Origin of the sequence: Brachybacterium hainanense, from assembly GCF_042434575.1 — a bacterium.
GTDB classification, from domain to species: Bacteria; Actinomycetota; Actinomycetes; order Actinomycetales; family Dermabacteraceae; genus Brachybacterium; species Brachybacterium hainanense.
Window position 1 is genome coordinate 303,978 of sequence record NZ_JBHLSV010000001.1, and the last position, 23,869, is coordinate 327,846.

Here is a 23,869-nt window from a genome sequence, read left to right on the forward strand (position 1 = left end):
TGCCCCGCGCGCCGCCCCACCGACCCGAAGAAGGATCCATGGCCTCCTCCGACCTGCACAGCGCCCGTACGGCGCGGATCTCCGCGGCCGACGCCCGCCGTCTGCGCTGGGCGCGTCGCATCGTCGCCGCGATGACCCCGGCCGAGCGGATCGCCCAGCTGCATCAGCATTCCCCCGGCGTCGAGCGCCTGGGCATCGGTCCCTTCGTCACCGGGACCGAGGGCGTGCACGGCGTGGCCTGGAAGGGCGAGGCCACCCAGCTCCCGCAGCCCGTCGGCATGGCCGCGAGCTGGGATCCCGCGCTGCTCCGCCGTGCGGCGGCCCTCGTCGCCCTCGAGGTACGCGAGATGCATGCGGCCGATCCGCGGGTCAGCCTCTCGGTGTGGGCGCCGGTCGTCAACCCGCTGCGCCATCCGCTGTGGGGCCGCACCGAGGAGGCGTACACCGAGGACCCGCTCCTGAACTCCGCCCTGGCCTGCGGCTTCAGCGCGGGCCTCCGCGGCGGCGGCGAGACCTGGCGGACCCTGCCCACCCTCAAGCACTTCCTGGCGTACTCGCACGAGACCGACAGGGCGGCGACCAGCTCGCAGATGCCGCACCGGGTGCTGCACGAGTACGAGCTGCCGGGGTTCGTCGAGCCGGTCGCCCGAGGGCTCGCCGCCTCGGTCATGCTCTCCTACAACCTCGTCGACGGCCGTCCCGCGCATCTGACCGACCTGCTCGAGACCCAGCTGCGCGCGCAGCTTCCGGACCCCGACCTGCTGTTCGTGGTCTCCGACGCCGGCGCCCCGTCGAACCTGTTCCGCTCGCAGAAGACGGTGGGCACCCCGGCATCCGCCTACGCGGCGATGCTGCGCGCGGGCGTGGACTCCTTCACCGACCATGACACGGACCCCCGCGAGACGATCGCCGCCCTCGGCGACGCCCTCGAGGCCGGGCTCGTGGACATCGGGCACGTGGACCGTGCGCTCGTGCGCCAGCTGGTCGCCCGCGCCCGCACGGGCGAGTTCGACGCGCTCCTGCGGGCAGAGGACCGGCAGGCACGGTGCGAGGACGCGCCAGCCGACGAGCAGGAGGGCATCCTGCCGGATGAGCGCGCGGACGAGCGGGGGCACGACGACGGTCCCTGCCCCACCCGGGCCGAGCGTCGCGCCCTCTCCCGCGAGGTCGCCGTGCGATCGGCCGTGCTCCTCGCCCGGCGCGAAGGGTCCGCCGCCCTGCCGCTGCCCCCGGGGCCGCTCGCCGTCCTCGGGGAGCAGTCCTCATCGGTGCTGCGCGACTGGTACAGCGGCGAGTTCCCCGAGACGACCTCGATCGCCGAAGCCCTCGCGCGGCGCCGCACGGACGAGGTCCGCGTGCGCCGCGGCATCGATCGCATCCGCCTGCGAGCCCTCACGACCGGTCTCTGCGCCGGCGCGGGAGATGCCGCGCTCGCGCCCGAGGACGGAGAGATCCGCCTCGCCACCGACGGGTCCCTGCGCGCCCCGCGCCCCGCCGCGGACGGTCCCGCCCTCGCGGCGACGGCCGCGCAGCTCGAGGTGCTCGACCTCGGCGAGGACGTCCTCGCCCTGCGCGAGAGGAGCACCTCCCTCCTGCTGGCTCCCGACGACCGCGGTCAGATCATGGCCGCCGCCGACCGGATCGGCGGCTGGATCGTGCAGGAGACGCTGCGCCGCCGCCGATGCGAGGACGGCAGCTGGCTGCTGCAGCACACCGGATCGGGTCGCTACCTGGGCCTCGAGCGGCACACGGGCGCTCTCGTGCTGCGGAGCGCCGATCCCGCCTCCGGCGCTCGGTTCTCCGCGGAGGTTCTGGTCTCCGGCGCCGAGGAGGCCGCGGAGGCGGTCGCCGCGGGCACCGCGCAGGAGGCGCGCACGGTCGTGCTGGTGATCGGCAACGACCCGCACGTCCATGGCCGCGAGACGGAGGACCGCCCCCACGCGCGCCTCCCGGGCCCGGCCCGCGCAGCCGTCGAGCAGCTCGCCGCCCTCCCGGACCGGATCGCCCGGATCCTCGTGATCACCTCGTCCTACCCGTACGACCTCGAGGGCCTCGAGGAGCGTGTCGATGCGGTCGTGTGGTCCTCCCATGCCGGGGAGGCGGAGGGCGAGGCGATCGCGGACCTGCTGCAGGGCGAGCGCGACTTCTCCGGACGTCTGGCCCAGACCTGGCCCGACTCCTCGCCGCTGCCGGATCTGCTGGACTACGACGTGATCGGGGCCGGGGCGACATATCTGTACGGCCAGAGCGCCCGATTCCCCTTCGGGCACGGGCTGTCCGTGGACCGCGCGGACTGGTCCGATGCCTCCGTCACGACCGGCGAGGACGGTCTCGAGGTCTGCGTGCGGGTGCGCGGGCCGCTGGCCCGCACCACCGCGGGAGCGCTGCGCGAGGTCGTCCAGGTCTACGCCGACGTCCCCGCCTCGTCGTTCCCGCGGCGCCGCTACGACGTGCCGGCGACCCGGCTGGTCGGCTTCGACGTCGTCGAGGTCCCCGCCGGGGACGGCGTCGAGGCGCATATCGCCGTCCCGTACTCGCGCCTCGCCCTGTGGAGCACCGACCGCGGGAGCTGGGAGCTGCCGGAGGGGCCCGTGACCGTGCGCCTGTCCCGGTCCAGCGCCGCGGAGGACACCGTCGCCCGCGTCCGCGTGACGATCCCCGCCGCGGGCACGGTCGGACCCGCCGGGACGGACCCGGCATCGCCCCTGGTCGTCCCCGCGGATCGCGCGGAGAGGACCTGGGGCGCCGCACGCTGCGCGACGACGCCGCTCGAGGGCACGGAGCTCCGGGCCCTCGGCTCCGCGAGCGGCACGGCCCTGTTCACCCTCGAGGCCGGCACCGAGGTGCTCGAGCTCATGACCCGCGCTCTCGAGGGCGGCGCGACGGACCGGATGCCGGCATCGGCATCGACGGAACCCGCCGTCCTCGTCGCCGAGGACGGGACCATGCTCCCGCTCCCCCACCGAGTCCCCGCGGACGACGGACGGCCCACCGGGCAGGTGCTCGTGCGCATCGGACCCGGCATCGCGCTGCTGGGCCTGCGCTGCGCCCGCCCCTGAGACAGCCGCCCGCCCCCGCCCCGACGATCCGCACCCGCTCTGCTCCCGGCCCCAGGAGGTCACCCATGAAATTCACCGACGGCTACTGGCTGGTCCGCGACGGCGTCACGCTCCAGCGTCCCGCGGAGGTCCACGACGTCGAGGTGCACGAGGATCGCCTGCGCGTGTTCGCGCCGGTCACCCGCATCGAGACGCGCGGCGACACGCTCAACAAGCCTGTCATCACGGTGTCGTTCACCGCTCCGCGCGAGGACGTGATCGCCGTCGAGATCGAGCACTTCGCCGGCGCACGGCAGTCCCGTCCCCGCTTCGACCTGGAGACCGCGCCCGCCTCCCCCGGCATCACCCGCGAGGGCGCGGGCGAGGCGGAGACGATCTCCTTCACCTCCGGACGCCTCACCGCGCGCGTGGCCCTGCACGGCCCCTGGCACGTGGACTACCTGTGGGACGGGGAGGTGCTCACCGGCTCGGGCGCCCGCTCGATCGGCTACGCCCAGGTCGAGGGGGAGGGCCCGTACATCCACGAGCAGCTCTCCCTGGACGTGGGCGAGCACATCTACGGCCTGGGCGAGCGCTTCGGCACCTTCGTGAAGAACGGCCAGAGCGTGGACATCTGGAACGCCGACGGCGGCACCAGCTCCGAGCAGGCCTACAAGAACGTCCCCTTCTTCCTGTCCTCGCGCGGCTACGGCGTGCTCGTGGACGATGCGGGCCCCGTCTCCTTCGAGGTGGGCTCCGAGAACGTCGCGGCGACGCAGTTCTCCGTCCCGGGCGAGCGCCTCCGCTACGAGGTCTACGGCGGCGGCACCCCGCTCGAGGTCCTGGACCGCTACACGGCCCGCTCGGGCCGGCCCCCGCAGCTGCCGGAATGGTCCTTCGGCCTGTGGCTGTCGACCTCGTTCACCACGCAGTACGACGAGGAGACCGTGCTGTCCTTCGTCGACGGCATGGCCGAGCGCGGCATCCCGCTGTCGGTCTTCCACTTCGACTGCTTCTGGATGCGCGGCTTCCACTGGTCCGACTTCGTCTGGGACCCGGCGACGTTCCCGGACCCCCGAGGGCTGATCGCCAAGCTCCACGACCGCGGCCTCAAGGTGTGCGTGTGGATCAACCCGTACATCGCCCAGCGCTCGCACCTGTTCGCCGAGGGCGCGGAGGCCGGGCATCTGCTGCGCACGGTCGAGGGCGACGTATGGCAGACGGACCTGTGGCAGGCCGGCATGGGCCTGGTCGACTTCACCAGCGCGGAGGCCGCCGCCTGGTTCACCGGCAAGCTCGAGGCGCTGCTCGAGGACGGGGTGGACTGCTTCAAGACCGACTTCGGGGAACGGATCCCCACCGAGGGGATCGTCTGGGCCGATGGCTCCGATCCGCTGCGCGAGCACAACTTCTACGCCCAGCAGTACAACCAGGCCGTGTTCGAGCTGCTCGAGCGGCACCGCGGCACGGGCGAGGCGGTGCTCTTCGCCCGCTCGGCGACCGCGGGCGGGCAGAGGTTCCCGATCCACTGGGGCGGGGACTGCGAGTCGACCTACGTCGCCATGGCGCAGTCCCTGCGCGGCGGCCTGTCGCTGACCAGCTCCGGCTTCGGCTTCTGGAGCCACGACATCGGCGGCTTCGAGGGGACGCCGGATGCGACGCTGTTCCAGCGCTGGGTCGCCTTCGGCCTGCTCTCGACGCATTCGCGCCTGCACGGCTCGAGCTCCTATCGGGTGCCGTGGCTGTTCGACGAGGAGTCCGTCGACGTGATGCGGGAGTTCGCGCAGCTCAAGGTGCAGCTGACGCCGTACCTGCTGAGGACGGCGCGCGCCACCGCGAGGACCGGTGCGCCGTCGATGCGGCCGATGTACATGCAGTTCCCGGACGACCCGGCGGCCCGGGCTCTGGACACCCAGTACATGCTGGGCCCGGACATCCTGGTCGCCCCTGTGCTCCAGGCCTCCGGCGAGGTCGACGTGTACCTGCCGGCCGGTTCCTGGGTGCACCTGCTGGACGGCGAGGAGCTCGACCTCGAGCACGGCGCGTACCTGCGCCGCCGCTATGACGTGCACTCCCTGGGCCTGTTCGCCCGTGCCGGCTCCGAGGTCCTCGCGCAGGTGCGCGCCGCGCGAGCGGAGGCCGGAGCATGAGCGGGGCGCCCCTCGCCCGCCGCGGCGCGCCCGAGGAGCAGCGCGGCGGCGGCATCGGCCGCGACGGCGGATCGCGCTTCGAGCCGCAGGCCCTCCTGTACGGCGGGGACTGGTCCCCGGAGCAGTGGCCGCGGGAGACGTGGCGCGAGGACATCGAGCTCATGCGCCGCGCCCACGTGAACACGGTCACCCTGGGCGTGTTCTCCTGGGCGAGCCTCGAGCCCGCCGAGGGCGTGTACGAGACGGGCTGGCTGGACGAGGTGATCGGCCTGCTCACTGACGCGGGCATCGGCTTCCTCCTCGCCACGCCCACGGCCTCTCCGCCGCCGTGGTTCTCCCTCGCGCATCCCGACGCGCTGCCCGTGCGGCCGGACGGCGTGCGGCTCACCCACGGCTCCCGCGACACCTACGCGATCAGCTCCCCGGCCTACCGGGCGGCGAGCCGGGCGATCGCGCGGATGCTCGCCGAGCGCTACGGGGCGCATCCCGGCCTGCGCGGCTGGCACCTGCACAACGAGTACGGCACGCTCGACCACGGCCCGCACGCCGCGGCCGCCTTCCGGCGCTGGCTCCGCGAGCGCTACGGGACCCTCACGGCGCTGAACGAGGCCTGGTGGACGCGGTTCTGGTCCCAGGGCTACAGCTCCTTCGAGCAGATCGAGCCGCCGCGCGCGACCCAGTACCTGCCCAATCCGGCCCAGCAGATCGACTTCCGCCGCTTCAGCTCCGACGAGATGCTCGCGGCGATGGTCGAGCAGCGCGAGGAGATCCGCGAGGCCGGCTCCCCGGCCCCGGTGACGACGAACTTCATGCTCCCCACCTGGAACCATCTCGAGCAGTGGTCGTGGGCGCGGGAGCAGGACGTCGTCTCCCTGGACCACTACCCCGATGCGATCGGGGACGAGGCGGCGATCCACATCGCCTACGGCGCAGACCTCTCCCGCTCCTGGTCGGGCGGCCCGTGGATGCTCATGGAGCAGAACGGGCGCGGCGCGAGGATCGGCGACCGCACCTATGCGAAGACGCCCGCGCAGATGATCCGCCACTCGCTGGGGTACGTCGCCCGGGGCGCGCAGTCCTCGCTGTTCTTCCAGTGGCGGGCCTCCGCGGGCGGCTCCGAGCAATGGCACGGCGCCCTCGTCCCGCATGCGGGCGCCGACTCGCGCGCCTTCGCGACGACAGTCCGCCTGGGCGAGATCCTCGCGGCGATCTCCCCGGTCGCGGCGCTTCCGGCGCAGGGTCGTCTGGTCGAGGCGGAGGTCGGGATCGTATGGCACGCCGACGGCTGGTGGGCGCTGGAGACCCCGCACCTGCCCAGCGACGCGCTGTCGTACCCGGAGGAGCTGCGGGCGACGCACCGCGCGCTCTGGCGCGGAGGCATCCCCGTCGACATGGTCGAGCCCGGGGCGGACGCGCGCGCGTACCGTCTGCTGATCATCCCGACGCTGTACCCGCTCGCCCCGGCGCAGGCCGCATGGCTCGACGAGTACGTCCGCGCGGGCGGGACCCTCGTGGTCGGACCGCTGACGGGCATGTCCGACGCGCATCTGCGGGTGATCACCGGCGGGTACCCGGGGATGCTGCGGGACCTGCTGGGCGTGCGCGTCGAGGAGATCCATCCGCTCGCCCCGGGCGAGCCGCAGGAGCTGTCCGACGGATCCGTCGTCGAGGAGTGGACGGAGCTGCTGCGGACGGTGGACGCCCGGGCGCTCGCCACGTACACGCACGGCGAGCTCGCCTCGCTGCCCGCCATCACCTCCGTCGCACGCGGCGCGGGCCGCGCCCTGTACGTCTCCGCCCGCCTCGCGCAGGAGTCGCGGGACGCGCTGCTGCAGGGTCTGGCGGCTCAGCTCGGGATCGCGCCGACGCTGCCCGGCGCCGCGGAGGCGGGGCTCGAGGCGGTGCGCCGCCGCAGCGCCGGGGCCGACCATCTGTTCCTCCTGCATCATGGGGACGCGCCCGTGCGCGTGGCCGCCGAGGGCACCGACCTGATCACCGGCGCGAGCGCCGCGTCGGGCCTCGAGATCGCCGCGGGGGGCGTGGCCGTGCTGGCCCTCGCCTCCGGTGCCGATGCCCGTCTGATCCCCTCGCAGGCCGGCTGACCGATCCCGCGCCCCGCGTTCCCGTCCCCGCCTCCCGTCCTCACCACCACCCGGAAAGGCCGCCGATGCCGCTGTTCGACCTCCCTCTGCCGCAGCTGCGCGCGTATCGTCCCGAGCTCGCCGAGCCCGCCGACCTCGACGACTTCTGGGCGGGCAAGCTCGCCCGCGCCCGCGCGCACGCCCCGATCATCGACCTGCGCCCGATCGAGACGGGGCTCACCCTCGTCGAGACCTGGGACGTGACCTTCGCGGGCCACGACGGCGACCCGATCCGCGCCTGGTACCTGCGGCCCGCGGGCGCCGAGGGCGACTTGCCGGTCGTCGTCGAGATGGTCGGCTACGGCGGCGGGCGCAGCCTGCCGGTCGAGCATCTGGCCTGGCCGGCGGCGGGGTACGGGCATCTCGTGATGGACACGCGCGGGCAGGGATCCGCCTGGGGCTCCGGCGGCGTCACCCCGGACCCGGTGGGTTCCGGTCCGGCCGCCCCCGGCTCGATGACCCGTGGCATCGATGATCCGGAGACGGCGTACCTCGGCCGGCTCATGACGGATGCGGCGCGGGCCGTCGACGCCGCCCGGGTCCTGCCCGGTGCGGACGGACGGGTCGCCGTGACCGGGAACAGCCAGGGCGGCGGTCTCGCCCTCGCGGCCGGATCGCTCGTGCCCGATGTCCACGCCGTGATGGCGAACGTGCCGTTCCTGTGCCAGATCCGCCGGGCGATCGACATCACCGACTGCGACCCGTACCAGGAGATCGTCCGCTATCTCGCCGTGAACCGCGACCGCGAGGCCGCCGTCGAGCGCACCCTGGGCTACCTGGATGTCGTGCACCTGGTGCGCCGTGCCCGCGCGGACGCCCTGTTCTCCGTGGCCCTGAGGGACATGACCTGCCCGCCCTCGACGATCTTCGCCGCCTTCAACCACTATGGAGGGACGCTCCCGGAGGGCTCCGCGCAGGCGCCGGACCGGCGCATCGAGGTGTACCCGTTCAACAATCACGAGGGCGGGGCGGCGCTGCAGCACGAGCTCCAGATCCGCTGGCTGCGCGAGCGGCGCTGATCCCGCCCGGGTCCGAGCCATGTCCCGCGCCGACTCTGGCAACACGCGGCAAAAGCCCCGGACGTGACCCAGCGCGCACGAGACTTCCCGTGGACCCCGGCCTGTCGAAAGGACTCCCATGACCGTCTCCGAAGGCGCCTCCTACGCCCCTGCCCCGATGCCCCGCCCCGTCGTCGAGCCGGGAGAGTTCGTGTTCGCCGCGATGCACCTGGACCACGGGCACATCTTCGGCATGACCGAGGGCCTGCTGGGCGCCGGCGGCACCCTGAAGTGGGTCTATGACCCGCAGCCCGAACGGGCCGCGGCCTTCGCGGAGAAGTACCCGCAGGTCACGGTCGCGAGCTCCGAGGAGGAGGTCCTCGCCGATCCCGCCGTGCATCTGGTCGCCGCGGCCGCCGTGCCTGCGGACCGCGCCCCCCTGGGCATCCGCGTGATGGAGGCCGGCAAGGACTACTTCACCGACAAGTCCCCGCTCGTCTCCCTCGAGCAGCTGGAGGCCGCGAAGGAGGCCGTCGAGCGGACGGGGAAGAAGTACGCCGTCTACTACTCGGAGCGGATCCACGTCGAGGCCGCCGTCCTCGCCGGGCAGCTGATCGAGCGCGGCGCGATCGGCCGTGTCATCCAGGTGATGGGCATGGGCCCGCATCGCATGGGCTCCCCCGAGACCCGCCCCGACTGGTTCTTCGAGCGCGCCGGCTACGGCGGCATCCTCACCGACATCGGCTCCCACAACTTCGAGCAGATGCTCACCTTCACGGGCTCCGACGATGCGGAGATCACCTCCAGCGCGATCGGCAACTTCGGCCACCCGGAGTTCCCGGAGCTCGACGACTTCGGCGAGGCGAACATCGCCCTGTCCAGCGGAGCCTCCGGCTACGTCCGCGTCGACTGGTTCACCCCGGAGGGCCTTCGGACCTGGGGCGACGGGCGCACCTTCATCCTCGGCACCGAGGGCTACATCGAGCTGCGCAAGTACATCGACGTGACCACCGACAACGGCGGCGGCCAGGTGATCCTCGTCGACTCCGAGGGCGAGCACCGCATCGACGCGACCGGCAAGGTGGGCTACCCGTTCTTCGGCGAGCTCATCCTCGACGTGCTGCACCGCACCGAGAACGCGATGACGCAGGCGCACGCCTTCAAGGCCGTCGAGCTCGCCGTCCGCGCGCAGGCCCAGGCCCGCGTCCTCGCCTCCGCCCCGGAGGCCTGACCCGCACCTGCGTGCGCATCCGGCCGCCGAGTGCCGGTTCCCGAGCCCGCCCCCGCGAACGGCTCGGGAACCGGCACTCGGCGGCTGCCGTCCGCGAGCGGGGGCGGACACGCGCCCGGGCGGCCGGGGTGGATCAGGCTCGGGAGACCGCGGTGAGGGCGAGGGCGGCGGCGCCGACGGAGCAGGGGTGGGGCTGGACGCTCGAGACCGTCACGACGACGTGCTCGCCGACAGCGCCCGGTCGCTCCCGCAGCGCGGCATCGACCGCGTCGCGGTAGAGCTGCGGCGCCATCGAGACGCTCGTGCCGATGAGCACGACCCGCTGCACTCCGAGGGGACCGATGAGGTTCCCGATCGCGATCGCGATGGCGCGCGCGGAGTCCAGCACGATCCGCCCGGCCCTCGCGTGGCCGTGCGCCGCCGCCTCGGTGAGACGGGCGTGGTCCGTGATGGTCCGGGTGCCGGCGGGATCCAGCCCGAGCTCGGCGCCGAGGCCCTGGGCGACGGCACGTCGGACGTCGGCCGCGAGCGAGGCGGTCTGGTGGAGGCAGCCGCGACCTCCGCAGGTGCACGGCGGGCCCTGCGGATCGACGATCACGTGGTCGAGCGTGCCGGCTCCGGGCCGCTCCGGGAGGACGGGCCCGCCGCCCGCGAGGACGACCGCATCGATGCTGGGACCCAGGTGGATCGTCAGGCACGCCTGCTCCTCCTGCTCCCCCATCCAGTAGCTGCCGAGCCCCGCGCACAGGCCTGCGCCGCCCGCGACGGTGGACAGGCGCAGCAGGTCCTCGAGGCGGGAGCGCACCGCGTCCGCGGTCGCCGGGTCCTCGCGGAGGTCCGTGAGGCCGATGCCCGCGCAGGTCGCCCGGCCGTCCTCGACCTGGGCGCGCAGCTCGTGCAGGGTCCCGGCCGCGAGGGAGGGCACGTCCGAGGCTCCGGGGGCGCCCGATGCGGGGGGCGTCGGCGAGGCGGGCTCCTCCCCCGACAGGGCGGGGGCGAGGAGCGCGGCGAGCGGGACCACGGCCCGGAAGCGGAGCACGCCGTCCATGCTCATCGCGACCAGCGCCACGCGGTCGTCCTCGATCGTGCAGCCGAGCGCCCAGCGCGAGGCGGTGTTCACGCGCAGCAGGCTCGCGGGCTTGCCGCCCGTCGAGCGGGCGCGGCCGGTCTCGACGACGAGGCCGTCGGCGAGCAGCCGCTTCACGGAGGTCGTGATGGTGACGGCCGTGACCCCCAGCTCGGCGGCGAGCGCGGTGCGCGTGGTGTCGGGGACGCGGCGGATGGCATCGAGGACCGCGGCGTCCGTGGCGGCGCCGCTGCGCGGTCTCAGAGCTGCCATGGCGTTCCTCCTCCGGGGTCGTCGGTGGCGCGGCGGGCGCGGGTGCAGGCCCGATGGTCTCGCAGCAGGGGCCGCCGTGGCCCGATCGTTATCTCTTCGTGACGGCGGAGGCGGACACGCCACATTGACGCTCTCGCGGGCATCCCCCCATACTGTCACATACTTCAGTAACTTGTTTAAGTAAGTCGGTCGCCCCGGCGTCGACGCCCACCGCTCCACGCGCACGCTCACGCGCAGCCGCATGAGAAACCAGGAGAGCAACGATGCATCTCAGCCGCAGAACCTTCGGCGCCCTGTCCCTTGCCGCCCTCGCGCCCGCCATGGCCGCCTGCACCGGTCAGTCCAACCTCGGCACCGGCGGAGGCGACGGCGACGACAAGCCGATCGTGAGCTGCTACAACGGCTCCGGCGCTGGCTTCACCGCGAACTTCAACCCGCACTCGGCCTCGGTGCTGAGCATGGTGCAGGGGCTCATCTACGAGCCGCTGTTCTACTACAACCCGCTCACCGCGATCGACGCGGAGCCCGTGCCCCAGCTGGGCGAGACCTTCGCGTGGAACGAGGACGGCACCGCCCTGACCGTCACCGTCCGCAGCGGCGTGACCTGGTCCGACGGCACCGCCTTCACGGCGAACGACGTCGCCTTCACCTTCAACCGCGTCAAGGACACCCCGGCCCTGAACGGCTCCGGCAAGGCGCCCTCCGCGGAGGCCACCGACGAGACCACCGTCGTGATCACCTACCCGGCGCCGTCCTTCGTGGAGGGCCCCAACGCCCTGGGCCGCACCTGGATCATCCCCGAGCACCTCTTCGCCGACGTCGCGGACCTCGCGACCGACGCCAACGAGGAGCCCGTGGGCACCGGCCCGTTCGTGCTCTCGGACTTCACCGCCGAGTCCTACCTGCTCGGCGCCAACGAGTCGTACTGGGAGGAGGGCAAGCCCGCCATCGGCGGCGTGCGCGTGATCTCCCTGTCCGGCAACCAGTCCGCCACGGACAAATGGCTCGCCGGCGAGATCGACTACATGTCCACCGCCATCCCGGACCTGGACACCCACGTCGCGAGCAACCCCGACCTCAGCTACACCAACACGGGCACCTCGCAGGCGGCCCTGTTCGCGGCCTCGAACCCGGAGCTGGGCTGCGAGGGCCCGCAGACGGACGTCGCCGTGCGCCAGGCGCTCTACTACGGCATGGACCGCGAGCAGCTCTCCAAGCTCGCCTTCTTCGACCTGGGCACCGACATCTCCCCCGCCTTCGCGCTGCCCGAGCGGGACAAGGAGTTCATCGACCCGTCGATCGAGCTGGCCCCCTGGAACGCCGATGCGGCCAGGGCCGAGCAGATCCTGCAGGACGCCGGCTACGCCAAGGGCGGCGACGGCATCTACGCCAAGGACGGCGTGCGCGTGTCGATGACCGTCAGCTGCCCGACGGGCTGGACGGACTTCGTCACCGCCCTGGACACCCTCACGCAGCAGTACTCGCAGATCGGCATCGAGCTGATCCCCCAGCAGGTCTCCGTCAACGAATGGAACGACGCGAAGTCCAAGGGCACGTTCCAGCTGGTCATCGACTCCGTCGGGCAGGGTCCGGCACCGGATCCGTTCTACCCGTACCACACCTTCTTCGGCACGGACTCGACCGTGCCCGTCGGCGAGAACGGCAACCCGTACCAGAACAGCGCCCGCTTCTCCGACCCCGAGGTCGACGCGGCGCTCGAGGTCGCGGCCGGGACCGACGACCCGGAGGTGAAGAAGCAGCAGTACTTCATCATCCAGAAGAAGATCGTCGCGGCGATGCCGTACATCCCGCTGCTGATCGGCTCGAGCCTGACCGAGTACAACTCCTCGAAGGTCACCGGCTGGCCGACCGCGGAGGACCTGTACGCCTACCCCATGTCGTGGTCCGCCCCGGACAACGCCCAGGTCCTCAAGACCGTCACCCCCGCCTGAGAACAGCGCTCCCCCGGTCGCCGGGCGCCCCGCACGTCGGGGCGCCCGGCCCCGCCCGGCGCTCGTGCAGAAAGGACCTGCGGTGCACATCGCGCGGAAGCTCGGCTTCTATCTCGTGGCCCTCTGGGCCGCCGTCACCCTCAACTTCTTCATCCCCCGGGCCCTGCCCGGCAGCCCCGTGGACGCCGTGCTGTCCAAGCTCGCCCTGCGCGGGCCGGTCGACGAGGGCACCCGTCACGCGATCGAGGTCATGCTCGGCGCGGACGACCAGGGCTCCCTTCTCGAGCAGTACGTCCAGTACCTCGGCAACCTGCTGCGCGGGAACCTGGGCACCACGGTGACCTACTTCCCGGCTCCTGTGAGCGAGGTGATCGGCCAGGCCCTGCCCTGGACCCTCGTGCTGGTGGGCCTGTCCACCTGCATCACCTTCCTCATCGGGGTGGGCCTGGGCACCGTGGCCGGATGGCGGCGCGGCACCTGGCTGGACTCGCTGATCCCCGCCACCACGATCCTGCAGTCGGTGCCCTACTTCTGGCTCGCGCTGCTGTTCGTGTACGCCTTCGCGGTGAACATCCGCCTGTTCCCGATCTCCGGCGGGTACGACGTCACCCTGGTGCGGCCGGCCCTGGACTACCCCTTCCTCTCCAACGCGGTCTACTACGCGTTCCTGCCCGCGCTGACCATCGTGCTCAGCTCGCTGGGCGGCTGGCTGCTGGGCATGCGCAACATGATGGTCTCCACCCTCAGCGAGGACTACATCCTCACCGCCGAGGCCAAGGGCCTCAGCCCGCGCCGCATCATGCTCACCTATGCCGCGCGCAACGCCGTGCTGCCCAGCATCTCCGGCTTCGCCATCTCCCTCGGCTTCGTGGTCTCCGGATCGATCGTGGTGGAGTCCGTGTTCTCCTACCCCGGGATCGGCTACACGATGCTGCAGGCGGTCAACAACAACGACTACGCCCTGATGCAGGGGCTGTTCCTGATCATCACCGTGGCCGTGCTGGGGGCCAACCTCGTCGTCGACCTGCTGTACGGCGTCATCGACCCCCGCACGCGGGCCCGCGGCTGAGACGGAGGAGAGACCATGACCCAGAAGCCCACCACCGCCGCGATGGCCGTGTCCGGCCGGCGCCGGCGCCTGCCCCGCGTCCTCACCCCCACGCTGATGGTCGGGGGCGGCATCGTCGTGCTGATCACCCTGTTCGGCCTCGTCGCCCCGTTCTTCGTCGCCGATCCCAATGCCGTTGACAACATGGGCATGCAGCCGCCCTCGGCCCAGCACTGGCTGGGCACCACCCAGACCGGCCAGGACGTCCTGGCCCAGCTCGCCTGGGCCACCCGCGGCTCGCTCACCGTCGGCGTGATCGTGGCCGTCATGGCGCTGTTCCTCTCGGCCTTCTTCGGGATCCTCGGCGGCTATCTGGGCGGCTGGCTGGACGAGGCGTTCTCCCTGTTCACCAACGTCGTCCTCATCCTCCCGGGCCTGCCGCTGATGATCGTCATCGGCTCCTACGTGGAGCAGCGAGGGCTGATCCTCATCGCCGTGGTCCTCGCGATCACCTCGTGGGCGGCCTCGGCCCGCGTGCTGCGCTCCCAGACCCTGTCGATCCGCGGCCGCGACTACGTGCAGGCCTCGAAGATCGCCGGCGAGCGCGCCTGGCGCATCATCGCCGTGGAGATCCTCCCGAACCTGCTGCCGGTCATGTCCAGCAGCTTCGTGTTCGCCCTGGTCACCGCGATCCTCGGCGAGGCCGGCCTGAGCTTCATCGGCCTCGGCGTGGTGGGCACCCACACCTGGGGCTCGATGCTCTTCTACGCCCAGAACGGCCAGGCCCTCACCCTGGGAGGCTGGTGGTGGTTCGTCCCGCCGGGCGCGATGATCGCGGCGCTGGGCGCCGGCCTGTCCCTCATCAACTTCTCCATCGACGGGATCATCAACCCCCGTCTGCGCACCGCCCCCGCCGCCGTGCGGACGGTGCGCCACGCCCAGAAGGAGGCGGCAGCGGCATGAGCACGTCCATCCCCGATCCCGCATCGGCCCCCGCGGCCGATGCCGCCGACCACCACCCGAGCGCGGCGGGCCTCGCCGCCTCCGCCGCGAAGGGCGGGCTGGTGGACATCGAGCACCTTCGCGGGGACGACTCCCCGCTCTCGCAGGAGCCGGTGCTGAGCGTCCGCGACCTCAGCATCGAATACGAGGTCGACCCGCCGGTGCGGGCCGTCCGGAGCGCGAGCTTCCAGCTGCGGCGCGGCGAGGTGCTGGGCCTGGCCGGGGAGTCCGGCTGCGGCAAGACGACCCTCGCCTACGGGCTCAACCAGCTGCATCGGCCGCCGGCGCGGATCGTCGAGGGCTCGGTGACCTTCCACGGCCAGGACGGCCACGACGTGGACGTGCTGGGGCTCCACGGCGCGGACCTGCGCGCCTTCCACTGGTCCCGCATCGCCATGGTGTTCCAGGGGGCCATGAACTCCCTGAACCCCGTGATCAGCGTGCGCGCCCAGCTCGACGACGTGTTCACGACCCATCGGCCGGACATGTCCAAGGCCGAGCGCCTCTCCCGCAGCCGCGAGCTGCTGGACCTGGTGGGCGTGGATCCGGACCGGATCGGCGCCTTCGCCCATGAGCTCTCCGGCGGCATGCGCCAGCGCGTGATGATCGCGATGGCGCTGGCGCTGGACCCCGAGCTGATGATCATGGACGAGCCGACCACGGCGCTGGACGTCGTGGTGCAGCGGGAGATCCTCCAGGAGATCCTGCGGCTGCGCCACGAGCTGGGCTTCGCGGTCATCTTCATCACCCATGACCTGCCGATGCTGCTGGAGATCTCCGACCGGATCGCCGTGATGCGCGCCGGGCAGATCGTCGAGCTGGAGACGGCCGAGGAGCTCTACTTCGCGCCGAAGCATCCCTATACCCGCACGCTGCTGGGCTCGTTCCCCTCGCTCACCGGCGACGCGGGCGACTTCATCCGGGCCGGCTACTCCGACGAGGAGACCCGATGACCACCCTCACCGCCCAGAACATCCACAAGACGTACACCCTGCGCAGCGGCCTGCGCTTCTCCAAGCTCCAGGCCGTCAGGGACGTCTCCTTCGAGCTGACCGCCGGCCGGACGGTCGCTCTGGTGGGCCAGTCCGGCTCCGGGAAGTCGACCATCGCCAAGCTGCTCATGCAGCTCGAGCACCCGACCTCCGGGCGGCTGCTGCTGGACGGGAAGCCCATCGGCCGCCGCGGCGCGGCCCTGGCGGCCTACCGCGACGACGTGCAGATGGTCTTCCAGGACCCCTTCGCCTCCCTCAACCCCTTCCATTCGATCGGCCATCACCTGCGTCGGCCGCTGCTGCTGCACGGGAGGGCCACCGCGAAGGACGTCGACGCCAAGGCCGCCGAGCTGCTGGAGCGGGTGAACCTCTCCCCCGCCGCGAGCTTCCTGGAGCGCCGCCCCCACGAGCTCTCCGGCGGGCAGCGCCAGCGCGTGGCCATCGCCCGGGCCCTCGCCCCGGGGCCGAAGGTGCTGGTCGCCGACGAGCCCGTGTCCATGCTCGACGTGTCCGTGCGCCTGGGCGTGCTGAACCTCCTGGCCCGCCTGCAGCGGGAGGAGCAGCTGGCGATGCTGTACATCACCCACGACCTCGCCACCGCCCGGCACTTCTCCGACGAGATCCTCGTGATGTACAAGGGCGAGGTCGTCGAGCGCGGGGCGGCCGATGATGTCATCCTGAACCCGCAGGCCGAGTTCACCCGCACGCTGCTGAAGGCCGCCCCCGAGCCGGGCACCAACCCGCGCTTCCTCGCCGAGGCCCGTCGCCGCGGCGTCCCCATGCCCGACCATCTCGCCCACCGGGAGGACCTCTCATGACCGATCAGCCGCGCCACCCCCGCCCGGCGCCCGCGGCGGCGGTGCGCCGCCGCGACCTCCACAGCGGCTGGACGCTCACGGTCGAGGACGGGCCGATCCCCTTCCCCGTGCGCGACCTCCCGGCGACGGTGCCCGGCACCTTCCTCACGGACCTGCACGACGCCGGGCTGATCGAGGAGCCGTACCGGGACCGGAACGAGCACGACCTCGCCTGGTCCGGGGAGTGCGACCTGCTCTACCGCACCGCCTTCCCGCTCGCCGAGGCACCCGCGCCGCACGAGCGCGTGGACCTCGTCGCCCGCTCCCTGGACACGGCCGCGACCGTCGTGCTGAACGGGGAGACGGTCGCCGTCGTCCAGAACCAGCATCGCTCCTGGCGCTGGCCGGTGGAGCAGCTGCTGCGCCGGGGCGAGAACATCCTCGAGATCCGCTTCGCCTCGCCCCTGCGCACCGCCCGCGAGAACCAGCAGGTCCTCGGCGAGATGCCGAAGATCGGCAACGAGCTCCCCTACAACGCGATCCGGAAGATGGCGTGCAACCTCGGCTGGGACTGGGGCCCGGTGCTGGTGACCAGCGGGATCGCTGGACCCATCGGGCTGGAGACCTGGCAGGAGGCACGGCTGGGGACCCTGCGGCCCCTCGTCGAGGTCACGCCCGACGACACCGGCACCGTGCGGGTCGAGGCGCAGGTCGAGCGCGGCCCCGCGCTGTCCGTCGCCGAGGCGGACAGCGATCCGGGACAGGAGGCGACCGGCCGGCCGCTCACCCTGAACCTTCTGGTCAGCGACCCGGATGGCACGGTCGTCGCCGAGGTCGAGCATCTCCTCGGGGCGCCCGGAACCCCGCCGGCGGGGCACGGCGGGACCGCCGGGCAGGAGGCCGTGGAGCTGCGCGCCGAGCTGCCCGCGGTGCGGCGCTGGTGGCCGCGCGGCTACGGCGAGCAGCCCCTCTACACGGTCGAGGTCACCCTCGCCGGTGCCGAGGGGACGGTGCTCGGCCGCGAGCACCATCGGGTCGGCTTCCGCACCGCCGGCTTCGCGGAGACGGCCGATGAGATCGGCATGTCCTTCACCATGCTCGTCAACGACCAGCCGATCCTCGTCAAGGGGGCGAACTGGATCCCCGACGACTGCTTCCCGACCCGGCTGACGCCGCAGAGCTACCGGCGCAGCATCGGCCATGCGCTCGAGGCGGGGATGAACACGCTGCGGATCTGGGGCGGCGGCCTGTACGAGTCCGAGCTCCTCTACGACATCGCCGACGAGGAGGGCCTGCTGGTGTGGCAGGACTTCGCCATGGCCTGCGCCGCCTACTCCGAGCTCGAGCCGCTGCGCTCGGAGATCGAGGCGGAGGCGCGCGAGAACATCGTCCGCCTGGCCTGGCATGCCTCGCTCGTGCACTGGAACGGCAGCAACGAGAACGTCGAGGGCTACCATCACTGGGGCTGGAAGGAGACCCTGCCCGAGGGCACGGCCTGGGGGAACGGCTATTACACGCAGCTGCTGCCCTCCCTGCTCGCGGAGCTCGACCCCTCCCGCAGCTACACGCCCTCGAGCCCCTACTCCCGGCCGCGGCCCGAGGACCCCCGCAACCCCGACTTCGGGACCGTGCACAACTGGGTGGTGTGGGCCTCCGAGGACGACAACAGCTACATCCACTATCGCGACACCTCCCCGCGCTTCGCCGCGGAGTTCGGCTGGCAGGGCCCCGCCTCCTGGGCGACCGTCGCCCGCGCCGTGACCGAGCGGCCCCTGCGGGCCGACTCCCCGGCGATGCTCAGTCACCAGAAGGCGATCCGCGGACAGGAGAAGCTCGTGGCCGGCTACCGGCCCCACTTCCCCGACCCGGACCCCGAGTCCTTCGCCGACTTCCACTTCACGACCTCGCTCAACCAGGCCCGCGCGCTCCAGGTCGGGATCGGCCACTACCGCTCGCTGTGGCCGCGCTGCGGCGGCACGATCATCTGGCAGCTCAACGACTGCTGGCCCGTCACCTCCTGGGCCGCCGTGGACGGCGAGGACCGCCGCAAGCTGCTCTGGTACGCGATGCGGGAGCTGTACGCCCCCGTGCTGCTGACCGTGCAGCCGGGCCGGGACGGCCTGCCCGGGGACGGGCTGCGCGCGAGCCTCGGCAACGATCAGGCGACGGAGCTGAGCGGCACCTTGCAGCTGCACCGCCGCAGCCTCGCCGGGGAGGTGCTCGCGAGCGCGCAGGAGGACGTCCGGGTCCCGGCGCGTTCGGCCGTGCACGTCCCGATCCCGGAGGAGCTCGCCGTCCCGGCCGATGCGTCCGCCGAGATGCTCGTGGTGACGCTGCGGGACGCCGCGGGCGCTGCCCGCTCCCGGACGGTGCACTTCTTCGCCGCGGACCGAGACCTGGAGCTGGATCCCGAGGCGCTGCGGGCGAGCGCCCGCGCCGAGGGCGAGGAGATCGTGATCGACCTCGAGGCGCACGGCACCGTCCGCGATGTGTGCGTGATCGCGGACCGGGTCCATCCGGACGCCGTCGCCGATCGGGCGCTGCTCACCCTCCTTCCCGGCGAGCGCGCGAGCATCCGCGTGTCCGTGCCGGGAGGCGGCGTCAATCCCGCGGCCCTGCTGGCGCCCGGCGTGCTGCGCCACGCCGGGGAGCTCGTGGCCCGCGGCCGCGACGCCGCCGAGCGCGCCCGGACCCGGGACCGGCGGAGCGCGGGCGATGAGCGTCGGCACGTGGAGGCACCGGAGGCCGTCGCGGAGGTCGCCGCGCCGTGAGCACCGTCGGCCTGGTCGTCCCCGAGGACATCTGGTCCGCGCGCAGCGAGCACTTCCTGAACCTGGTGCTCGCCGGGATCGAGGACGTCGTCGTCGCCGCGGGCCACGCGGTCCTCACCCAGGCGACCTCCTCGCCCGAGCAGGAGATCGCGGTGCACCGGCGCTGGGCGGCGGACGGCGCGGTCGGCGCCGTGGTCCTGCGGGACCTGCGCGAGGACGATCCGCGCCCCGCCGTGCTCGCCGAGCTGGGCATGCCGTACGTGCTCATCGGCGACGTCGTCCAGGAGCACGAGCAGGAGCACCCCGTCTCGACGGTGACGGTCGACAACGCAGGGATGATGCGGGACCTGCTGGGCGAGCTCCTCGCGCGGGGGCACCGCAGCATCGGCCACGTGGGCGGGCCGCAGGAGCTGCTGCACTCGGGGCTCCGCCGCTCTGCCTACCGGGAGGTCATGGCGGGTCGCGGGCTGCCGGTGCTCACCGCGGACGGCGACTACACGGCCGCCGGCGGGGCCAGGGCCCTGGAGGAGCTCCTCCCGCGGCTGGATCCCGGCGGGGTGCTGGTGCTGGACAACGACGCGATGGCTCTCGGCGCCCTCGATCGGGCACGCGAGCTGCAGCTCCCCGTCCCGGACCGGGTCTCGCTCGTGTCCTGGGAGGACTCGATGGGCTGTCAGCTGTCCGATCCGCCGCTCACCGCGCTCGGGCACGCGCTGCGATCCACGGGCGCGCTCGTGGGGGCGAGCCTGATCGGGCTGGTCCAGGAGCGGCCGCACGTGACCCGGCACCGCCAGAGCACCCCGGTCCTCCTCCCCCGGGCCTCCCTGGGCATGCCCGGATGACACCGCGGTCGCGTTCCGGGGAGGACGGGACGGGTCAGGCCCGCGGCGGGGCGGTGGACTCCCGGACGATCAGCTGGGTCTCGAGCTTGAAGGGCATGGCGAACAGGCCCGGATCCGCGGCCAGCGCCATGGCCCGTTCGACGGCGACCTGCCCCATGGAGGCCAGCGGCTGCCGGACCGTGGTCAGCTGGGGGTTCGACCAGGTCGCGATCAGCGTGTCGTCGAAGCTGACCACGCTCAGCTGCTCGGGGACGCGCACGTCCCGGCTGCGGGCGGTGCGCAGCACGCCGATCGCGAGGGAATCGGCGACGGCGAAGATCGCCGTCGGCGGGTCCGGGAGCGCGAGCAGCTCCTCGGCGGCGGACTGCCCGTCCTCGTAGGAGAAGGAGCCGCGGCGCACGAGGGCGGGGTCGAGGTCGATGCCGGCGTCCTCGAGGGCGGAGCGGTAGCCCTGGAGGCGCTGGCGTGCGGGCACCGAATGCTCGGGCCCGGCGACGACGCCGATCCGCCGGTGCCCGAGGCCCACGAGATGCGCGGTCGCGGTCTCCCCGCCCTCCCAGTTGGTGGCCGAGATCGTCACCAGAGTGGTGTCGGAGGTGGACTCGGGGTCCACGACGATGACGGGCACCCCCGTCTGCCGGCTCCAGGCCGCATGGCGGGCGTCGACCGGACGTGTCACGGCGATGACCGCACCGATGCCGCGTCGGGCGACGTCCTCCAGCCAGGCCCGGCTGAGCACCTCGGGCCCGCCCTCCGCCTCATCGGCGCCGATCGCGACCTGCAGCTCGACCTTCGCGCGAGCCGCGGCGCGGACCGCGCCGTCGAGGACGTGGAGGGAGTACGGGCTGGAGAGGTCGTCGAAGACGATGAGCAGGGCCCGGCGCGGTGCGGGGTCCTCGCGGCGCCGCCCCGTGTAGCCGAGGGATGCCGCGACCTCGGCGACACGCTCCCGGGTCGAGGCGCGGACGTCGGCCCGGCCGTTCATCACCTTCGAGGCCGTCGCGAGGGAGACCCCCGCGCGCGTGGCGACGTCGCGGAGCGTCACCCGCTCCAGCGTGCTCTCACGCTCCGTGTCCGGCATAGGGGACCTCCTCCTCGGCGCATCCCCTCGGCCGCCTCGGCATCGTCTCGTTCGTGCTGCGCCGCCCGTGGAGCGGCGGCCTGTCAGCGGCTCAGTCTAGGCCTGCCCGGAAACACCATGCGAAAGCGACGGCCCGATTTTCGGACCCTCCGTCGGCGTGAGGCACCGCATCGAGACAGTATGCCCGCCCCCGGCACGGTCAGCAGGGCGCGCGCACGGCTGCCCCCGTGCCGCCTCCCAGGAACCCCCCGCCGCAAGCGGAGGGGCGGCGAAATTCTCGGGTCGGATTCGGAATCGTCTCGACACCTCGCTGATCACAGGACGATGCCCCCGCATCGCGCCGACAGCGAGCCGGACCGGCCCCCGCCGTGGATTCGACTCGCGACCTGCGCGGATGGAAGCCTCCAGGGACACGTCGCCGGCACCCGGCCGTGGCGTGACCCGACCCCGACCGAGGCGGACCGCGCATCGCCCCGGCGTCCGTGGACGGCCGCTCTCCTTGACGTTCGTCGCACCCGTCGCTAAGTTGTCCTCGCGAACTAATTTTTCTGAAAGTTTCGCGTCATGGTCGATCGAACCGATCCACACCGGACCCGCACGAGGAGGTGCCCGCCGTGTCCGTGCCCAGCTCCACCCGCCCGCAGGACCCCGCCGCCGCGACCCTGCCGCCGCTGCCCGCGCGCCGCTCCGCCACGCGGCGGCGCCGCCCTCTGTGGCGCGACGTCCGCAGGGACTGGCGGCTGTACTCCCTGCTGCTCATCCCGGTGGTCTACCTGGTCATCTTCAAGTACCTCCCCATGGCCGGGAACATCATCGCCTTCCGCCGCTTCCGCGCCGGCGGCTCGATGTTCGGCGACGAATGGGTGGGCCTGCGCTACGTCCAGAAGTTCCTCGAGGACCCGGCGTTCTGGAAGGTCTTCTCGAACACCGCGATCCTCGGCGTGCTGAGCCTGATCATCGTCTTCCCGATGCCGATCATCCTCGCGCTGCTGCTCAACGAGATCCGGAAGACGTGGTTCAAGCGCTTCGTGCAGACCGTCTCGTACCTGCCGCACTTCATGTCGATCGTCATCGTCGTGGGCATGGTGATGCAGCTGGTCTCCCTGAACGGCACGGTCAACTCGATCATCAGCGCCCTCGGCGGGGACCCGGTCAACTTCATCGCGCAGGCCGGCTGGTTCCGCACCCTCTACATCGGCTCGGAGGTGTGGCAGACCGTCGGCTGGGGCACCATCCTCTACCTCGCCGCGCTCACCCAGGTCGACACCCAGCTGTACGAGGCGGCGCGCATCGACGGCGCGAACCGCCTCCAGCAGACCTTCCACGTGACCATCCCCGGCATCACCCCGACGATGATCACCCTCCTCATCCTCAACATCGGCACGTTCATGGCCGTCGGCTTCGAGAAGATCCTCCTGCTGTACAACCCTCTGACCTACGACACGGCCGATGTCATCGCGACATACCTGTTCCGCGTCGGCCTGGTGTCCAACAACTTCAGCTACGCGACCGCCATCGGCCTGTTCGAGGCGATCATCGGCCTCACGCTGGTCCTGTCCGCGAACGCCCTGTCCCGCCGCCTCGTCGGCTCGAGCCTGTGGTGAGGAGAGGATCATGAGAGAGTCCCGCAGCTACCGCATCTTCACGGTCGCCAACACGATCTTCCTGCTCGGCGTCGTCTTCCTGACGCTCTACCCCTTTCTGAACATCATCGCCCAATCGCTCTCGAGCGAGGCGGCGATCATGGCGGGCCGCGTCACCCTGATCCCGATCGGGTTCAACATCGAGACGTACAAAGTCGTCATGTCGGACCGGCTGTTCTGGATCAACTACAAGAACACGGTCGTCTACACCGTCGTCGCGACGGCGATCTCCCTCGTGCTCACGACGATGTACGCCTACGCGATCTCCCGGATGCGGCTGCGCGGCCGTGGTCTGTTCATCGGCATCGCCGTGTTCACGATGTTCTTCAACGGCGGGCTGATCCCGAACTACATCCTCATCAACACGCTCAACATGGACAACAGCATCTGGGCGATCGTGATCCCGAATGCGGTGAGCATCTTCAACCTGCTGGTGATGAAGTCCTTCTTCGAGAACCTGCCGATCGAGCTGGAGGAGGCCGCGGCGATCGACGGCCTCACCACGTACGGCATCCTCCTGCGGATCGTCATCCCGCTGTCGAAGGCGATCCTCGCGACGATGCTCCTCTTCTACGCCGTCAGCCACTGGAACTCCTGGTTCCAGGCGTTCATCTACCTCTCCGACAAGGAGCTGTTCCCGGTCACGATGTATCTGCGGAACATGATCGCCGGGACCAGCCAGACCTCGGACGTCGCCGCGGCCTCCGCCGACGCCCAGAACAACGTCTCCGCGAACATCAAGGCGGTGACGATGGTGCTCACGGTGCTGCCGATCCTGTGCGTCTATCCCTTCATCCAGAAGTACTTCGTCTCCGGAGTCATGCTCGGCTCCGTCAAGCAGTGA

16 protein-coding genes are annotated in these 23,869 nt (G+C 72.0%); 14 read left to right on the top strand and 2 right to left on the bottom strand.

Going from position 1 to position 23,869, the window contains the following annotated elements; translation table 11 throughout:
• The first annotated feature begins 38 nt into the window (after window positions 1-38).
• The 5 genes from ACFFF6_RS01400 (at window position 39) to ACFFF6_RS01420 (ending at window position 9,558) form a co-directional block, all read left to right on the top strand.
• Window positions 39-3,059, top strand: coding sequence for a glycoside hydrolase family 3 C-terminal domain-containing protein (locus ACFFF6_RS01400; protein WP_376977512.1), 3,021 nt, complete (start codon window positions 39-41; stop codon window positions 3,057-3,059).
• 65 nt (window positions 3,060-3,124) lie between these two features.
• Window positions 3,125-5,188 (top strand): alpha-xylosidase, encoded by a 2,064-nt coding sequence (yicI, locus tag ACFFF6_RS01405; RefSeq protein ID WP_376977514.1) that lies wholly within the window; start codon window positions 3,125-3,127, stop codon window positions 5,186-5,188.
• Window positions 5,185-7,290 carry a beta-galactosidase gene (locus ACFFF6_RS01410; protein WP_376977516.1) on the top strand — a complete coding sequence of 702 codons (2,106 nt, stop codon included), beginning with the start codon at window positions 5,185-5,187 and terminating at the stop codon, window positions 7,288-7,290. Before yicI ends, ACFFF6_RS01410 begins: the two co-directional genes overlap by 4 nt.
• A 65-nt stretch (window positions 7,291-7,355) precedes the next feature.
• Window positions 7,356-8,348, top strand: coding sequence for an acetylxylan esterase (locus tag ACFFF6_RS01415; protein WP_376977518.1), 993 nt, complete (start codon window positions 7,356-7,358; stop codon window positions 8,346-8,348).
• Window positions 8,349-8,466: 118 nt separating this feature from the next.
• Window positions 8,467-9,558 carry a Gfo/Idh/MocA family protein gene (locus ACFFF6_RS01420; RefSeq protein WP_376977520.1) on the top strand — a complete coding sequence of 364 codons (1,092 nt, stop codon included), beginning with the start codon at window positions 8,467-8,469 and terminating at the stop codon, window positions 9,556-9,558.
• A 133-nt stretch (window positions 9,559-9,691) separates the two neighbouring features.
• Here the strand turns inward: ACFFF6_RS01420 and ACFFF6_RS01425 are convergent, their stop codons facing one another.
• Window positions 9,692-10,897 carry an ROK family transcriptional regulator gene (locus tag ACFFF6_RS01425; RefSeq protein WP_376977522.1) on the bottom strand — a complete coding sequence of 402 codons (1,206 nt, stop codon included), beginning with the start codon at window positions 10,895-10,897 and terminating at the stop codon, window positions 9,692-9,694.
• Between the two features lie 263 nt (window positions 10,898-11,160).
• On the opposite strand from ACFFF6_RS01425, the gene ACFFF6_RS01430 reads away from it, so the two are divergent.
• From ACFFF6_RS01430 to ACFFF6_RS01460, 7 genes are all read left to right on the top strand, one after another.
• Complete coding sequence (locus ACFFF6_RS01430) at window positions 11,161-12,849, top strand: ABC transporter substrate-binding protein (RefSeq protein ID WP_376977523.1); 1,689 nt, start codon at window positions 11,161-11,163, stop codon at window positions 12,847-12,849.
• Window positions 12,850-12,931: 82 nt separating this feature from the next.
• Entirely contained in the window at window positions 12,932-13,918 is a 987-nt protein-coding gene (locus tag ACFFF6_RS01435) for an ABC transporter permease (RefSeq protein WP_376977525.1), read from the top strand.
• A gap of 15 nt (window positions 13,919-13,933) precedes the next feature.
• A complete protein-coding gene (locus ACFFF6_RS01440) occupies window positions 13,934-14,860 on the top strand; it encodes an ABC transporter permease (protein ID WP_376977527.1) in 927 nt (308 codons plus the stop codon).
• Complete coding sequence (locus ACFFF6_RS01445; protein WP_376977529.1) at window positions 14,857-15,852, top strand: ABC transporter ATP-binding protein; 996 nt, start codon at window positions 14,857-14,859, stop codon at window positions 15,850-15,852. The genes ACFFF6_RS01440 and ACFFF6_RS01445 overlap by 4 nt, the downstream gene beginning before the upstream one ends.
• Window positions 15,849-16,709: an ABC transporter ATP-binding protein gene (locus ACFFF6_RS01450; RefSeq protein ID WP_376977531.1), complete on the top strand. Its 861-nt coding sequence runs from the start codon at window positions 15,849-15,851 to the stop codon at window positions 16,707-16,709. Before ACFFF6_RS01445 ends, ACFFF6_RS01450 begins: the two co-directional genes overlap by 4 nt.
• The gene (locus tag ACFFF6_RS01455) at window positions 16,706-19,459 is read left to right on the top strand and encodes a glycoside hydrolase family 2 protein (protein ID WP_376977532.1); all 2,754 of its coding nucleotides are present in this window, start codon (window positions 16,706-16,708) and stop codon (window positions 19,457-19,459) included. Before ACFFF6_RS01450 ends, ACFFF6_RS01455 begins: the two co-directional genes overlap by 4 nt.
• Complete coding sequence (locus tag ACFFF6_RS01460) at window positions 19,456-20,301, top strand: LacI family DNA-binding transcriptional regulator (protein ID WP_376977534.1); 846 nt, start codon at window positions 19,456-19,458, stop codon at window positions 20,299-20,301. Before ACFFF6_RS01455 ends, ACFFF6_RS01460 begins: the two co-directional genes overlap by 4 nt.
• A gap of 34 nt (window positions 20,302-20,335) precedes the next feature.
• Here ACFFF6_RS01460 and ACFFF6_RS01465 read toward each other — a convergent pair whose 3' ends face one another.
• On the bottom strand, window positions 20,336-21,382 hold the full coding sequence (locus ACFFF6_RS01465) for a LacI family DNA-binding transcriptional regulator (RefSeq protein ID WP_376977536.1): 1,047 nt from the start codon (window positions 21,380-21,382) through the stop codon (window positions 20,336-20,338).
• A gap of 614 nt (window positions 21,383-21,996) precedes the next feature.
• On the opposite strand from ACFFF6_RS01465, the gene ACFFF6_RS01470 reads away from it, so the two are divergent.
• Window positions 21,997-22,986, top strand: coding sequence for an ABC transporter permease (locus tag ACFFF6_RS01470; RefSeq protein WP_376977538.1), 990 nt, complete (start codon window positions 21,997-21,999; stop codon window positions 22,984-22,986).
• Window positions 22,987-22,996: 10 nt separating this feature from the next.
• Complete coding sequence (locus ACFFF6_RS01475; RefSeq protein WP_376977539.1) at window positions 22,997-23,869, top strand: carbohydrate ABC transporter permease; 873 nt, start codon at window positions 22,997-22,999, stop codon at window positions 23,867-23,869.

Coding starts and splice junctions, on each gene's coding strand:
- ACFFF6_RS01420 (WP_376977520.1), top strand. CDS start 8,467: ATGACCGTCTCCGAAGGCGCCTCCTACGCCCCTGCCCCGATGCCCCGC.
- ACFFF6_RS01475 (WP_376977539.1), top strand. CDS start 22,997: ATGAGAGAGTCCCGCAGCTACCGCATCTTCACGGTCGCCAACACGATC.
- ACFFF6_RS01450 (WP_376977531.1), top strand. CDS start 15,849: ATGACCACCCTCACCGCCCAGAACATCCACAAGACGTACACCCTGCGC.
- yicI (WP_376977514.1), top strand. CDS start 3,125: ATGAAATTCACCGACGGCTACTGGCTGGTCCGCGACGGCGTCACGCTC.
- ACFFF6_RS01440 (WP_376977527.1), top strand. CDS start 13,934: ATGACCCAGAAGCCCACCACCGCCGCGATGGCCGTGTCCGGCCGGCGC.
- ACFFF6_RS01465 (WP_376977536.1), bottom strand. CDS start 21,382: ATGCCGGACACGGAGCGTGAGAGCACGCTGGAGCGGGTGACGCTCCGC.
- ACFFF6_RS01455 (WP_376977532.1), top strand. CDS start 16,706: ATGACCGATCAGCCGCGCCACCCCCGCCCGGCGCCCGCGGCGGCGGTG.
- ACFFF6_RS01400 (WP_376977512.1), top strand. CDS start 39: ATGGCCTCCTCCGACCTGCACAGCGCCCGTACGGCGCGGATCTCCGCG.
- ACFFF6_RS01425 (WP_376977522.1), bottom strand. CDS start 10,897: ATGGCAGCTCTGAGACCGCGCAGCGGCGCCGCCACGGACGCCGCGGTC.
- ACFFF6_RS01410 (WP_376977516.1), top strand. CDS start 5,185: ATGAGCGGGGCGCCCCTCGCCCGCCGCGGCGCGCCCGAGGAGCAGCGC.
- ACFFF6_RS01430 (WP_376977523.1), top strand. CDS start 11,161: ATGCATCTCAGCCGCAGAACCTTCGGCGCCCTGTCCCTTGCCGCCCTC.
- ACFFF6_RS01445 (WP_376977529.1), top strand. CDS start 14,857: ATGAGCACGTCCATCCCCGATCCCGCATCGGCCCCCGCGGCCGATGCC.
- ACFFF6_RS01415 (WP_376977518.1), top strand. CDS start 7,356: ATGCCGCTGTTCGACCTCCCTCTGCCGCAGCTGCGCGCGTATCGTCCC.